The organism is Actinomadura sp. K4S16 (genome assembly GCF_008327685.1).
GTDB lineage: Bacteria > Actinomycetota > Actinomycetes > Streptosporangiales > Streptosporangiaceae > Spirillospora.
This window is the reverse complement of the sequence record NZ_BDDE01000019.1, coordinates 100,390-113,143: the sequence shown is the minus strand read 5'-3', so window position 1 is coordinate 113,143 and position 12,754 is coordinate 100,390. Positions and strand designations below refer to the sequence as shown.

General features: G+C 69.4%; 20 protein-coding genes. 8 read left to right on the top strand and 12 right to left on the bottom strand.

Annotated elements, in window-relative coordinates; translation table 11 throughout:
• Window positions 1–13: 13 nt before the first annotated feature.
• Entirely contained in the window at window positions 14–1,309 is a 1,296-nt protein-coding gene (locus K4S16_RS30640; protein ID WP_149262547.1) for a hypothetical protein, read from the bottom strand.
• Window positions 1,310–1,482: 173 nt separating this feature from the next.
• On the opposite strand from K4S16_RS30640, the gene K4S16_RS30635 reads away from it, so the two are divergent.
• A complete protein-coding gene (locus K4S16_RS30635; RefSeq protein ID WP_149262546.1) occupies window positions 1,483–1,998 on the top strand; it encodes a DUF6624 domain-containing protein in 516 nt (171 codons plus the stop codon).
• Between the two features lie 7 nt (window positions 1,999–2,005).
• Here K4S16_RS30635 and K4S16_RS30630 read toward each other — a convergent pair whose 3' ends face one another.
• A complete protein-coding gene (locus K4S16_RS30630; protein WP_149262545.1) occupies window positions 2,006–2,797 on the bottom strand; it encodes an SDR family oxidoreductase in 792 nt (263 codons plus the stop codon).
• 121 nt (window positions 2,798–2,918) lie between these two features.
• Window positions 2,919–4,340 (bottom strand): ATP-binding protein, encoded by a 1,422-nt coding sequence (locus tag K4S16_RS30625; RefSeq protein ID WP_149262544.1) that lies wholly within the window; start codon window positions 4,338–4,340, stop codon window positions 2,919–2,921.
• Between the two features lie 106 nt (window positions 4,341–4,446).
• On the opposite strand from K4S16_RS30625, the gene K4S16_RS30620 reads away from it, so the two are divergent.
• On the top strand, window positions 4,447–4,953 hold the full coding sequence (locus K4S16_RS30620; RefSeq protein WP_149262543.1) for a DUF4240 domain-containing protein: 507 nt from the start codon (window positions 4,447–4,449) through the stop codon (window positions 4,951–4,953).
• 130 nt (window positions 4,954–5,083) lie between these two features.
• On the opposite strand, the gene K4S16_RS30615 is transcribed toward K4S16_RS30620, so the two are convergent.
• On the bottom strand, window positions 5,084–6,091 hold the full coding sequence (locus K4S16_RS30615) for an SDR family NAD(P)-dependent oxidoreductase (RefSeq protein ID WP_160161080.1): 1,008 nt from the start codon (window positions 6,089–6,091) through the stop codon (window positions 5,084–5,086).
• 90 nt (window positions 6,092–6,181) lie between these two features.
• On the opposite strand from K4S16_RS30615, the gene K4S16_RS30610 reads away from it, so the two are divergent.
• Entirely contained in the window at window positions 6,182–6,589 is a 408-nt protein-coding gene (locus K4S16_RS30610) for a MerR family transcriptional regulator (RefSeq protein WP_149262541.1), read from the top strand.
• A 92-nt stretch (window positions 6,590–6,681) separates the two neighbouring features.
• A complete protein-coding gene (locus tag K4S16_RS30605) occupies window positions 6,682–7,425 on the top strand; it encodes a translation initiation factor IF-2 (RefSeq protein ID WP_149262540.1) in 744 nt (247 codons plus the stop codon).
• Window positions 7,426–7,438: 13 nt separating this feature from the next.
• Here the strand turns inward: K4S16_RS30605 and K4S16_RS30600 are convergent, their stop codons facing one another.
• From K4S16_RS30600 to K4S16_RS46580, 3 genes are all read right to left on the bottom strand, one after another.
• Window positions 7,439–8,014, bottom strand: coding sequence for a Type 1 glutamine amidotransferase-like domain-containing protein (locus tag K4S16_RS30600; RefSeq protein ID WP_160161079.1), 576 nt, complete (start codon window positions 8,012–8,014; stop codon window positions 7,439–7,441).
• Window positions 8,015–8,102: 88 nt separating this feature from the next.
• Window positions 8,103–8,291: a DUF397 domain-containing protein gene (locus K4S16_RS30595; RefSeq protein ID WP_149262538.1), complete on the bottom strand. Its 189-nt coding sequence runs from the start codon at window positions 8,289–8,291 to the stop codon at window positions 8,103–8,105.
• A 160-nt stretch (window positions 8,292–8,451) separates the two neighbouring features.
• Window positions 8,452–8,574 (bottom strand): hypothetical protein, encoded by a 123-nt coding sequence (locus tag K4S16_RS46580; RefSeq protein WP_268843286.1) that lies wholly within the window; start codon window positions 8,572–8,574, stop codon window positions 8,452–8,454.
• Between the two features lie 64 nt (window positions 8,575–8,638).
• Here K4S16_RS46580 and K4S16_RS30590 point away from each other — a divergent pair, with 64 nt between their 5' ends.
• Window positions 8,639–9,100 carry a hypothetical protein gene (locus K4S16_RS30590; RefSeq protein WP_149262537.1) on the top strand — a complete coding sequence of 154 codons (462 nt, stop codon included), beginning with the start codon at window positions 8,639–8,641 and terminating at the stop codon, window positions 9,098–9,100.
• A 33-nt stretch (window positions 9,101–9,133) separates the two neighbouring features.
• Here the strand turns inward: K4S16_RS30590 and K4S16_RS30585 are convergent, their stop codons facing one another.
• Complete coding sequence (locus tag K4S16_RS30585) at window positions 9,134–9,610, bottom strand: Imm26 family immunity protein (protein ID WP_235037187.1); 477 nt, start codon at window positions 9,608–9,610, stop codon at window positions 9,134–9,136.
• A gap of 327 nt (window positions 9,611–9,937) precedes the next feature.
• On the opposite strand from K4S16_RS30585, the gene K4S16_RS30580 reads away from it, so the two are divergent.
• Window positions 9,938–10,222: a hypothetical protein gene (locus K4S16_RS30580; protein ID WP_149262535.1), complete on the top strand. Its 285-nt coding sequence runs from the start codon at window positions 9,938–9,940 to the stop codon at window positions 10,220–10,222.
• Between the two features lie 29 nt (window positions 10,223–10,251).
• Here K4S16_RS30580 and K4S16_RS30575 read toward each other — a convergent pair whose 3' ends face one another.
• The 4 genes from K4S16_RS30575 to K4S16_RS30560 all read right to left on the bottom strand — a co-directional run bounded on the left by K4S16_RS30575 (window position 10,252) and on the right by K4S16_RS30560 (window position 11,859).
• Entirely contained in the window at window positions 10,252–10,533 is a 282-nt protein-coding gene (locus K4S16_RS30575) for a hypothetical protein (RefSeq protein WP_149262534.1), read from the bottom strand.
• 70 nt (window positions 10,534–10,603) lie between these two features.
• Complete coding sequence (locus K4S16_RS30570; RefSeq protein ID WP_149262533.1) at window positions 10,604–10,792, bottom strand: DUF397 domain-containing protein; 189 nt, start codon at window positions 10,790–10,792, stop codon at window positions 10,604–10,606.
• A 72-nt stretch (window positions 10,793–10,864) separates the two neighbouring features.
• Entirely contained in the window at window positions 10,865–11,053 is a 189-nt protein-coding gene (locus tag K4S16_RS30565) for a DUF397 domain-containing protein (RefSeq protein WP_149262532.1), read from the bottom strand.
• Window positions 11,050–11,859 (bottom strand): helix-turn-helix transcriptional regulator, encoded by an 810-nt coding sequence (locus K4S16_RS30560; RefSeq protein WP_149262531.1) that lies wholly within the window; start codon window positions 11,857–11,859, stop codon window positions 11,050–11,052. Before K4S16_RS30560 ends, K4S16_RS30565 begins: the two co-directional genes overlap by 4 nt.
• Before the next feature lie 99 nt (window positions 11,860–11,958).
• Between K4S16_RS30560 and K4S16_RS30555 the strand changes: the two genes are divergently transcribed.
• Window positions 11,959–12,408, top strand: a complete 450-nt coding sequence (locus K4S16_RS30555; protein ID WP_375708353.1) for an ATP-binding protein — start codon at window positions 11,959–11,961, stop codon at window positions 12,406–12,408.
• A complete protein-coding gene (locus K4S16_RS30550) occupies window positions 12,408–12,752 on the top strand; it encodes a hypothetical protein (protein ID WP_149262529.1) in 345 nt (114 codons plus the stop codon). Before K4S16_RS30555 ends, K4S16_RS30550 begins: the two co-directional genes overlap by 1 nt.
• The last annotated feature ends 2 nt before the right edge of the window (window positions 12,753–12,754 follow it).

Sequence of the window (12,754 nt, the reverse complement as noted above, 5' to 3'; positions counted from 1 at the left end):
GAGTGCGGCCCGGTCACTTCAGGCAGTCGGTGCGGTGGTGCAGGCCCTGCGCGTCGATCGTGTAGGCGTCGGTGAGGTCCATCGTGGTCGTGGTCTCCTCGCCCTTGGCGCCGATCCCGAAGATCGCCTGGATGCCCAGCTCGGCGCCCTCCTTGTGCGACTGGCCCTCGTAGGTCTGGATGTCGAGGGTTCCCTTGGCGTTAAGCCGGTCCAGGAGCGCGCCCGGCTGGGCCGGGTTCCCGAGGAAGGCCTCGAACGCCTGCCGGTTCTGCGGGTCGGTGAGGTCGAGGCCGAGGTTGACCTGCAGCATCCCGCGCGGGTCGGTGGTGTGGGTGACGCCGACGCTCGTCGCCGCCGAGTCGATGAGGCCGCCGAGCCGTCCCATCCTGTCGGTGGGCGCGTAGTCCATCGCGCCCCCGAGGTCGCCGTTCAGGCCGTTGATCTGGCCCTGGAAGCCCATCTGGCCACTGATCTGCACGTTCTTCGGGGTCCCGTTCCGGTCGGTGGTGACCGCCAGGCTGACCTGCCCGTCGACCTGGGCGTGCCCTTCCCCGGCCACGAGGATGCCGAGCTGGCCGAGGGCCTTCGCGTCCACCTGGAACGTCGTCGTGACGTCGCCGGTCCGGTTGTCGCGCTGGACGACCGACGACGTGCCGAGCCCCATCTCGGCGCCGGCGCTCGCGCCGAACAACGAGGCCGCGATCTTCGCCGTGCCCTCCTTGCCGACCTTGGTGTACTGCGACTGCACCATGCTCTGCCGGAGCTTGCTCAGCATCGCCTTCTTCGCCAGCAGTTCGTCGGGCGACTTCACATCCCCGGTGAGGATGCCCATGTTGAGCTCGCCGTTCGCCTTGAAATACGCCAAGTACAGCTCGCGGTCCTCCTGGGTGGCGAAGTAAAGGATCTCGCCCTGCTCGACGATGTCGTTCGAGGTCAACTGGACCGAGCCGCTCACCCCTTTCGGCAGGTCGAAACCGAAGCCGATCGACGTGCCCTCGCCGTGGACCGTGCCCTCCTTGAGGACCGCCGCGCCGTTGGAGAAGATCTGCACACTGCGCGTCTCCCCGTCGATCTCGGTGTCGAGCCCGAGGAGGGTCTGGCGCACGGTGTTGCGCTCCACGGTCGACGTCACGCAGGGCTGCTGCGCGGCCGCGGGCTTGGGGTCGTCGCCGTCCTGCCCATGTCCGGGCTCACCGGGTTTCCCCGGCTTCCCGGAGTCGCACTCACCGCCGAAGATCCGGCAGACAGCGTCGCGGATCTTCGGCTCGGCCACATCGGGCACGGCGGTGACCAGCACTCCGATGATCACCGAGGCGACCGCCAGAAGCGCGCCGTATTCCAGCGCGCTGGTGCCCCTGTCATTTCCTAACTTCGTCCCCCGAACCATTTACCGCCCCGTTCGATCGCCCCCGCGTCGTCCCTTCTTTAGATGACGAAGGCCGCTTTCTGGTTCCTTACACCGAGTTGGGCGATAGTGGGGGCATGCTGCGGGACGAGTTGTTACGGCGCGCCGAGCGCGACCAGCGGGTCCGGGAGGCGGCGACCGCGCGCGGGGGACAGTTGACGATCGTGCAGGGGCTGCGCTTCCTCTGGACCGACCTGCGGAACACCGGATGGCTGGCCCGGACCGTCCGCCGGCACGGGTGGCCCGGCGTCGCGGCTGTCGGCACGGAGGGGGCGCACGCGGCCTGGCTGCTCGCCCAGCACGCCGACTGGCGGCCGAGGCACCAGCGCCGGTTCCTGAAGGCGATGCGCGAGGCGGTCGAGGCCGGGGACGCCGACCGCAAGGACCTCGCCTACCTGGAGGACCGCGTCCGGGTCAACGCCGGGCGCCCCCAGCTGTACGGGACGCAGTACTACACGACCGAGACCGGCTTCGGGCCCCGGCCGATCGAGGACCCGGACCGCGTCGACGAACGGCGCGCCGAGGTCGGGCTGCCGCCGATGGCCGAGAACGACGCCCGCATGCGGCGCCTGGCCTCCGGCGAGGGGCCGTGACCCCGGGTCAGCCGACCGTCGCCTCGACGGGGGCGGGGCGCCCGAGTCGCTCGTCCAGGAAGTCCTCCCAAGTGCGCTCGCCCCGGTCGGCCCCTTCGATGGAGAGGTTGTCGCCCGCGCGGTAGGCGCGCCCGGCCTTTCCGGGGATGCGGACGGGCATCGTCGCGCGGCGCTTGCCGCTCGCCCGCAGGTAGCCGCGCACGAGCACGCCGATCGGGTAGACCGTGGGCCCGGCCAGGTCGGGGACGCGTCCGGCGGGCTCGCCCAGGGCCAGTTCCACGAGCCGCTCCGCGACGTCGCGCGCGTCCACCGGCTGGAAGCGCAGCCCGCCCGGGAGCGGGACCACCGGGGACTTCGCCATCCCCTGCACCACCTTGAGCACAAGGTCGTGGAACTGCGCGGCCCGCAGGATCGTGTAGGGCACCCCCGACTCGGCCACGGCCCGCTCCGTTTCCAACTGGGTCTTCAGCCAGGCCAGCGGCACGCTGTCGGCCCCGATGACCGAGATGAGCACCAGGTGCCGCACGCCCGCCCGCGACGCGGCCCGCACCAGGTGCCGTGCGGCCACGTCGTCGCCCTTGGTCGCGCCCGCGAGGTGCATGACGATCTCGATGCCGTCCAGCGCGGCGTCGATCCCCTCGTCCTTGAGCAGGTCGCCGGTCACGTACTCGACGCCGTCGGCGGACTCGTGCGCGCGCCTGCTGAGGACCCGCACGTCGCGCCCTGCGTCCCGCAGCAGCGGGACGACCCGCCGCCCGATCGTGCCCGTGCCACCGGTGACCAGGATGGTTGATGCCATGACCCCTCCAAGCGAACCCGCTTTGCAGTTACCCGTCATGACTGCCGCGGCGCCCGGAAACGTGACATCCGCGCGGAACTTTTCGTCTGCCGCCGGCCGGACAGGACCGCCGATCTCCCGCCTACCGGCGCCAGGCGTCCAGCACATCGTCCGGACCCCAGCTCAGGGCGACCTCGCCGGTGAGATCCGTGCCGGAAAGGGACACCACGACGAGGCCCGCGGTCGCCGGGTCCAGGCCGGGGACCTCGGTGGCGGCGCGGCGGAGGTCCGCCAGATCGCGGTCGTCGAACGGTCCGTTGAGCCACTTGATCGAGCCGGCGAAGTGGATCCGGCTCGCCACGGGGGCGCGGTCGGCGCCGACGAGGTCGACCTCCGGGTCGAACCGGCGGTTCCACCAGCCGCCGACCGCGCCGACGTCCGGCCAGGGCAGGTCCGACAGCTCCAGGGCCTGCCGGACGAGCGGTTCCACGGCCCGGCCCCGCCAGGACGTCCAGCGGCGTTCGATCAGGCGGAAGCCCGCATCCGGCCGCCCTCTGCGCGCCTGCTCGTGGGCCGCCCGGAGGACCGCCAGGTAGAGGCGCAGGTTGCTGTCGGCGACCCGGTACAGGGCGGGCTTGCCGGGCTTCGTGGAGAGGGGGTGCTCCTCGGCGAGGACGTGCTTCTCCCGGGTCAGCCGGCGCAGGAGGGGCGAAAGGGTCCCGGACGGGAGGGCCTCGCCGCGGCCGCCGGCCGCCGCGGCGATGTTGGCGTGCGTCCGGTCGCCGGAGCCGACCGCCTCCAGTACGCGCCGCGCGGTGTCGGGGTTGGGGAACTCCGCCAGGAGGGACGCCTCCGGGACGCCGAACAGGGCCGCCGCCGGGTCGGCGCACTCGTCCCGCATGAAGTCCAGTGCGGGCGTGCCATGGGGCCAGGTCCGGACGATGCCCGGCAGCCCTCCCGAGACCAGGTGCGCGTCGATCGCGTCGGCGGCGCCGAGTCCGAGCGCGCCGCCCACGTCGGCCGGGTTCAGCGGACCGAGCACCAGGTTGTCGGCCCGTCCGTAGAACGGGCGGTCGTACGCGGTGAGGCGCTCCATCATGTGCAGGTCGCTGCCCAGGAGCAGGAGCAGGACGGGCTTGGACGACAGCAGCCGATCCCACGCGGTCTGGAGTGCGCCGTCGAACACGGGGTCCTGCTCGGCGAGCCACGGCAGTTCGTCCAGGACGACGATGGACGGTGCGTCCGGGAGCGTCGACGCCAGGACCCTGAACGCGTCGGGCCAGTTGCCGCCGTCCAGCCTGGGCACGAGGTCGGGCTCGCTCGGCAGCGCCGACTCCCTGAGGTCGCGCGCGAACGCGGCCACCGCCTCGACCGGCGACGCTCCCTTGGTGGCGGCGGAGAAGAGGTACGGCACCCCGGCGCGGTCGCAGAACTCCTGGACGAGCCGCGACTTGCCGACCTGCCGACGCCCGCGCAAGGCCACCGCCGCCCCGGCCCCCGTGGCCGCGACCCGCTCCAGCCGCTTGCCCAGCAGCGCCAGCTCGGCCCTCCTACCGATGAACACCGCGCCTCCGAACCAGGTAGCACGAATCTATGTAGATTCAATCTACATAGATTGAGGCTACCAAGAAGGCGGAGAACTGTCGGAGGCCCCTGGTTGGGTGACCGCCATGACCGACGAGCGTTTCTGGGACCTGATCGAAGCCGCGTGGACGCCACTGGGCGCTGAGGTCGGTGCGGCGCGGCGGGCCCTCACCACCCGGGATCCGTCAACGGACGCCTGGGAGATGCCCGAGAACTCCGTGGTCGAGAAGGCCCTGGACGCGTTCCTCGGCAACCTCGAAGCCGCCGCCCGCGACCTGTCCGCCGACGAGCTGACCGACCTCGACCGGGCGTGCGAGCGCCTCCTCCACGACATCGACCGGGCCGACATCCACGAGGTGACGGACGGCTCCGACGACGGCTTCCTCTACGCGCGCGGCTTCATCGTCGCCATGGGCCGCGACTACTACACGGCGGTCGTCGCGGACCCCCGCGTCGCCATCCTGGACGCCGACTGCGAGTCGATGTGCTACTTCTTCGCCCACGTCCACCACGAACGCTTCGGAACGTTCCCCGACACCGGCTCGGGCATCTCCCGCGAGAGCTGCTCGAACCGGGAGGGCTGGCCGGACTGAGGCCGCCGACCCCGCGAACAGCACCCGGCTGATCGACACCGGTCGGAATGAGGCGGACCTCAAGGCGTCGACCCGCTGGAGGCGTCGGAACCGGACGCCGGCCCCCCGTCGGTGTCCCTCGGCCCGCTTGTCAGTCGGCGGCATGGTATTGCCGGATGAGCCAGGCGTCGTCGCGGTGTTCGGCGACGAGTGACAACCGCACGCGGCGGTCCTCACCGGTGGCGGCGGTGAAGGTCACTTCGGCGAACCCGCTCACCAGGCGTTCGCTCAGACGGGTCTCGCCGAGCACGTCGACCCTGGCCGTGGTGCCCTCGGGGACGTCGCCGTAGTAGCCGGCGATCTCCGCCGTGCCCCGGCGCAGGGAGGGGGTGGTGCCCTGGAAGAGCGCGTCCGGGCTGAAGAGCGAGGCCAGCTCGGCGGGCCGGTGCCGGTCGAAGGCGCGCCGCCAGGCGTCCAGCAGCTCCGCGAGGACGCCGGTCGGCGCCTGCCGTGCGGTGTGCAGGACCTCGTGCTCCCACCGGTGCCGCGGCTGGACGTGCAGGCGCCAGTAGTGCTCGGCGATGTCGTCGGGGTCGAAGTCGGTACCCGGCGCCACGGGCCCGTCGACGGTGACGCTGGCGGCGTGCACTCCGGCGGCCCCGTACCGCTGGTCGAGGATTCGGACCAGTGTCCGGACCCCTGCCTTGCCCAGGGAGAGGCTCGTGTACTGCCATTTCGGCTCGGGCATGCCTCCTGTGACGAGGATCGATCCGCTTCCGCGGCGCGCCATCGCAGGAGCCAGATGGTCGGCGGCGGTGAGCGCGCCCACCACGTTGACCGCCCAAGCCTCCAGATGCGCGCGCGCCGGCAGTTCCCCAGGCGCGTCGCCTTGGACGACGGCGGCGTTGTAGACCACGACGTCGGGCAGGCCGTGTTCGGCGACGACCCGGTCCAGGGCTCCCCGCAGGGCGTCCTCGTCGGCGCAGTCGGCCGCGACGGTGACGACCGGCACCCCGCTCGGCCCGACCGCGCGAGCCGCGGCTCGCAGCGTCTCGTCGCCGCGGGCGATGAGGGCGATCGGATACCCCTCCCGGGCGAACCTGCGCGCGACCGCCTGACCGATCCCCGGACCTGCTGCGATGACCACCGCTCCGGACACTCTGCGCCTCCTCGAAATCGTTCGGTCGGGAATATTCGGCACGCTAAGGCGTCACATTCGTGTGAGGGTCAACTCCGGAGGGGGAGAAGCATGCGGATCGGTGAGCTCGCCGCCACAACGGGGGTGAGCCGGCGGCTGCTGCGGTACTACGAGGAGCAGGGCCTGCTGCACCCGGTGCGGCTGGCCAACGGCTACCGGGAGTACACCGGCGCCGACGTCGCGGCGGTGCGCCACATCCGCGCCCTGCTCGCCGCCGGGCTCCCCACGACGACCATCGCCCAACTCCTGCCCTGCGTCCACGACGAGGAGGGGCGGATGGTGCCGTCGTCCTGTCCGACCACGATCACCAGGTTGCGGCAGGAGCATTCCCGCATCGCCGGGACGATCACCCGGCTCAGGACCGCCCAGCAGGCGCTCGACGCGATCCTCTCCACCGCCCTGGAGCGACTCGGCCCCGTCCCCACGGACCCCCCACCACCGCGACCGCAAGAGGCATGACCTACGGCTCGGGCATCTCCCGCGAGAGCCGCGCGAACCGCGACGGCCGACCGGACCGAGGCGCGCGGCTCGCGGTGTGATTGAGTCGACCGGTGCGACTCACCATGATCGCGGTCCTCGCCGTCACGGCCCTGGCCGCCGCCGGCTGCGCGGACACCACGGCCGAGGAGAACGCCGCGGACGACGCGCGCGACAAGGCCAAGCAGGTGGGCAACGCCATGTACGGCACCCGTCTGGTCAAGGCGGACGACATCGGCCACCACATCGCGGACCTCAAGGACGTCGAGGTCCTGAAGGTGTCGGGTGCCGGAACCGGCGATCCGCGCGGCGTCCGGGTGACCGTGCGGCTCTCCGGTATCGCACAACGAAGCGAGGGGCTGTTCCATGGACCCGGGCGGGTCACCGCCGACCGCTGCTTCGAGCTGGTCTTCGACGGCGGGCCAGGCGAGTGGAACACCTTCCCGCCGCGAACCCCCTGCCCTACCGGAACTCCCCTGACCTTCGCCCCATGGCCCGAGGCACCGCCGATCTCCGTCGCGCGGATCGAGCAAGCCCTGCCCAAGGTGAATACGCTTCCCTCAGGCCGGGGTGTTGAGGAGAAGGACGTCCGCGCCGCGCTTGCGAAGCTCGGCCTGCACCCCGCGATCAGGATCGAGACCGAGGCCGAATCGGACTTCGCCGTCGGCGTGGCCCTGGTCACCGGCTTGGCGCCTCCGGGCGAATCGCGCTGCGTCCTCGCCAGGGTCGTCCCGGGCAAGACGAAGGCATGGCTTCCGTCCCCGGCCGAGGCCGGGCAGGGCTGCAACGCCCACACCGCCCTGGGGATCGGCCGTTAGGACGGTCCGCCTTTCAAGCTGAGCAGCCGGACTCCAGGATTTCGAAGCCGTCGCCGGTGACGCTGACGGCCTGGTCGTCGTTGATCGACAGCACGCGCCCCGTGCGGCCGGGCTCGCGGGCCAGGCGGTCGTGGCGCGCGGCCCTGCCCCGGTTTCGGTGGGGCAGCACGACGAACGGGACCAGGCCGAGCCCGGCGGTGGAGTCGACGGTTCCGGGGTCGTCCGCGGCTTGCAGCGGCCGCAGGTCCGGCCCGGCGAGAGCCGCCCCGGCCGAGATCCCCACGTAGGCGAGAGACCCGTCGGCGACGGCAGGCACGGCAACGCGATCGAACCCGCTGCGACGGACATGCTCCAGCAGGAACACGGGATACCCACCGGTGACGAAGACGACCCGAGCCCCGTCCAGCATGCGCCGGACGTCGCCACCAGCGGCGCGTTCCAGATCAAGGACGTCCACCGCCAGCCCCTCGGCCTTGAGCAGGTCGGCGGCGGCGCGGACGAACGGAGCGGACGGCAGCGGATTCGCCGCCGTGGGGACGAGCACCGCCCGGCGCGGCACGTCTGGCAGCGAGCCCAACCAGGCGGGCAACGCCCCCAACCCAGCCGACCCCAGAAACAACCGCGCCTCCGTCACGGCCGAGCCCCAACCACAGCCGGGGCTCCCCGTAGGGCAGCGGTCAGGAAACCTGATCGTCGCGCTCCAAGCGGTCCATCAGCGCTCCGAACGCCTGCGGGCTGAGGAGGAGATGACCGGCCTCTGGCGCTTTGCTGTCCCGCATGCCGACACGACCACCAAGGGCGGCGACCTCCACACATTCGTCTCCTTGGGTGTTGCTCCGACTCGACTTTCGGCACACCACGCTCATGTCGTGCCTCCACGGTCGCGCAGGTACACACTTCCAGTCATCCCTCGCCCGCCGGATCCCACGCCGCTTATGCGGATCGCTCAAGCCCTCCAAGGCCTTGAGCAGACACGGTCATCGTCGTCTCGGTCCTGCGCAGCGGCTGAGCCGTCCCGCCGCCGGATCAGCCGGTGGGCGAACGGCGGGCCCCATCGGCCAGCCGGCCGACGAGGCCGAGGACGAGGGCGCGGAGCTCGTCCGGGCGCTCGATGGCGAAGGCAGGCGTGTGCCACCATTCGCGGGCCATGTGCAGGCCAGATCAAGCGCGATCCGGGCCAAGCGCGAGTTGAAGATCCAGGTACTTTGACCTCGTGGCCTTCATCATCGTCGCTTTGAGCATCCCCGTGCTGGCGCTGGTCCCTCTCGGGCTGTTCGGCCTGGTCGGAGGGCTGCGCGAGCGCGAGCCCAAGGTGGCGATCGGTGGTTTGATCTTCTTGCTCGCCGCTGCGGGATGCGGGTGGGGGATCTCCTTGGTCGTCTCGGTGAATCATGAGATAACCGGCAGCCAGGTGGCCCGCGCCCACGCGGTCGACTGCACCGCCGAGATCCTCGGCGTGCGCGGTGAGCGCGCCCAGATCAACGACACCCACTTTTACCGCGTCCGTGTGCGGGTGCAGGTTCCCGGAAAAGCCCCTTTCGAGACCGACAGTATCGCCGCAGTGTCGCCGCTACTCGCCGGTGACATCGGTGCGAACCGGTCCGGTTACGCCTGCCTGGCGGATCGCGACCACCTCAAGAAGGTGGAGATCCTGTGGGACCAGCCGATCCGCTGACCACCGGACCCCGCTAACTAGAAATACCGGTGTTCAGTCGCTCGCGGGAGCCACACCCAAGGCCTCACTGATGGCGTCGTCGAGCGTCAGATAGCTGTCCAAAGCGAAGAAACCGCAGGGCTCGATGCGCTCGGCGAGCACATCGCCCCGATCGTTGACATAAACTTTTCTCACCGGATTGTAGAAGCAATGCCAGGCGAGCACGTCACTGTCTTCCAGCGGCGCGTGCACGACGTTCTCAAAGAAGCCCTTGAGCCAGGGCTGCCGGTTGATGAACTTCGGCGGGACCAGCAGGTCGTCCACCGTCAGCGCTCCCAACTCGGGGGCCTTCTCCTCCGAACGGTGGCCGTAGAGGTAGATGAGGTTGTCCCCCGGCATGGGGGAATCTCCCATCGGCATGTCGACCCTGATCACCCGGCCGAACATGAATTGCTCGCCGGCCTGGGGGACGCGGAAGGCGAAGACGTCGCCTCCCCGCAACTTCTGTCGGGACGGTTTCAATATCTCCATGTTCGGCACTTCGAACCCACCTGGTAGCCATTAGACTTAAGCCACGCCTCAACCCCATGTTACGGCACGCTTGTAGTACTCGCCACGCCGCTGTTTCGATTGCCACTTTCCCAAGGTTGTTCGCGATAGCGAGGTATACGTCCGTTCCGCTTTGGTCATAGCCCAGGTACACCTGATAACTCTTCCGCGCGTTCCAACCGCTGCGGAGCCCGGTGGGAAGCCCCTTGGCCAGGATCCTGGCGAGCGCGGAGCCGGTCCCCTCTCCTTGATCGGCGGCATGCCGGGCACCTTGCCGCAACAGTCCGGATTCGTCGTGCAGATTCCCGCGTGGACCGCGTACTCGAGACCTTCTTTATCGTGGCCTCTCTGGTTGTCGCATTCGGCGGTGAGGACGGGTCGAGGATGATGTGGCCTGCGACGGTGAAGCTGCCGTCGGTGCGCACGACCTGCCCGGTGTCCGTCGCCGCCGTCGGTGCGAGCGCCGTCCATTTGCAGGCACTGGCCGGTCAGCTGGACGCAGGTCTCCTCATCAGTCTTGATCTCGGCGCCGCCGTGCAGGGCGAGGCCGTGGCCGGCGCCGGAGTCGTCGGGGACCGCCACGTTCTGATCTAGCGGCCGTTGGCTGATGGGTGACCGTGACGCTATGTGATCAGTGGGATTGCTCGTGTGGGACGGCGGCCGATGGCCTGCACGGTTTCCTTGATCTTCGTGACACCGTGGATGCTGAACAGGCCTAGAGCCAGGTTGCGGAGGCCCGCCATGGCGCGGGGACCGCTGCCCAGGTATGCCTGCTGGTCGTCCTCGCGCCAGACGGTGTCGCGCGGCCGGTGTTCGAGGTGCACCTGGGTGGTCTCGGTCGTGCTGTCGGGGACGCGGATCCGTCCCAGGACCACCGCGTCGGTGTGTTCACCGCGGTGGGTCATGGCCGAGAACAACACCACCGCCCAGCAGCCGTTCGGGCAGGTCGGCTGCGACCGATCCCAGCTCGCGGTGTCAGGAGTCCTGAACGTCGCGCTTCAAGCGGTCCATCAGCAGCCCGAATGCCTCAGGAGCGAGGATGAGATGACCGATCTCCGGCGCTCTGCTGTCCCGAATACCGACCGCGTTGCTCAAGGAGGCCAGTTCCACACATTCCTCTGTGCCACCTGCACCGCTGTAGCTGCTCTTTCGCCAGATCGTCATGAGCACATCCTCGTCCTGAGACAGGGCACGAAGGACTCTCGGCCCACCGAGTCTCGCTCAAGTGGAGGGCGGTCAGAAGTCTCGGTCGTCTTGCTTCAAACAGTTCACCAGCTGCCCGAACGCTTCAGGCGTGAGAACGAGGTGACCGGCCTCGGGCGCCTTGCTGTCCCGCATTCCGACCTGGCCACCGAGGTCTGCGACCTCCACGCATTCATTTCCTTGGGTGTTGCTCCGGCTCGCCTTTCGCCACAACTGACTCATACCACGTCCTCCATCTTTCTCTCGATCAGCATTCTGGTGTCACTCCGAGACAACGCATCTGCCCCGATGCGGTCGAACCGTAAGGCGAAGTCGGCCACCTCTGCGGACTCCTGCGCGAGCCTGCCACCGCCGAACGCTTCCAGGTAGGCGACCCTCTCGCTCCTGGTCGAGATGACCGTGAACGATCCGTCCAGTCCCATGTGGGCGCCAACCTGGCGCGGGACGGCCCGCAAAACGACATTAGGCCAGCAGCTAACCTCCAAGAGATGAGCCAGCTGGCCTCGCATCACCACTGGACCTCCGACCGGCTGCTCCAGGGCACTCTCGTTAATGAGGACCCACATCTCCGTCGGGCGCTCTCCCCTCAACACCTCCTGCCGAGACATGCGCGCCGCGAGCGCGGCCTCAACATCGCCTATGTGGCCGGCAGCGAGCAGCGCTCGGGCATAGTCGGGGGTTTGCAGCAACCCATGGACGATCGATGAGGTATAAGCCTTGATCATGCGCGCTCTGGCCTCGTAGAGGACGAAGGTCCTGAACCAGTTTCGATCATGCCCCTCTTCGGCGAACTTGCGGAGCCGAGCAAAGTGCCCTCCGGTACCCCACGCCGCGTCCAGAGTTTGGGTCTGCATCTTGTTGGGCTTTCGGATGCCACTTTCAAGGTTGTGTACCTGCTGCTTTGTGACACCAAGGATCTTGCCTACCTCGACCTGTGTCAATCCCCTGCCTTCGCGATAGAAGCGCAGGTCGAAGGCCAGCCAAGACCAGAGTGAGTCGTCAGGATCGATACCCGGCACGGGCGCCATCGCCGACCTCCTCAGTACACGGCGTCAACGAATACCCCACACCCTAAACACGACCGCGCAACTCTGCCCTTGAAACAGGCGGAAAGAAAGGAGGCGGATATGGGAAATAGCACTATCAATTCCGGCGAGCTGGACATTCGGTGTCTTGCGGCGCGGTCGACGGCGGGGTTGGTGCGGACGCTGGCGGGGGCTCGGCTTCGCGAATGGGGGCTCATGAGGATCAGCGGGGACGTTTACCAAGTGGCCGGGGAATTGGTCGCCAATGCGGCGGAGGCCACCCTTTACCGGGAGATCCGGGTCAGGCTTACGCGAGAGGTGCGAACCGTCCTGCTCGCGGTGTGGGACTCGTCCGATGCCATGCCCGTACTGCGTCCGATCGTCGAACTGTCCCGGGACGACATCGTCCCGGACGCGCTGGCACTCGAACCGGGGCACGACGCCGGGACGCGGGGGCGGGGGCTGCCGATCGTGCGGGCACTGTCCGCAGAGTGCGGGGTCACCAAGACCGAGCCCAACGGGAAGTGGGTATGGGCGAGGGTGGCCTTCTGATGGAGCGGCTCCTTCTGAGGTGGCGTACCCGCCGGGGACGCCGGACGGCGGTGCGGTTCCTGGAGATGCTCGCCGGGGCGGTCGGTGCGCGGGGGTGGCGGTGCGTCAGGCTCTACGAGCCCGAGGAGTTTCCGATGCCGGTGCCGCTGCTCTGGATCTATGCGAGCGGGGTCGCCGAGGACGTCGGGGTCGTGGTGAGCGTGCGGGCCGTCCCGGGCGGCTGGGCATACCACCGGGCCCAGCGCGGACGGTTCGGCTACCTGGCCCCATGCGGGGACGCCGAGGCGACGGCCGAGCAGGTCGACTCGCTCCTCAAGCACCGCATGTTCCCCTCCACCTGGTGACC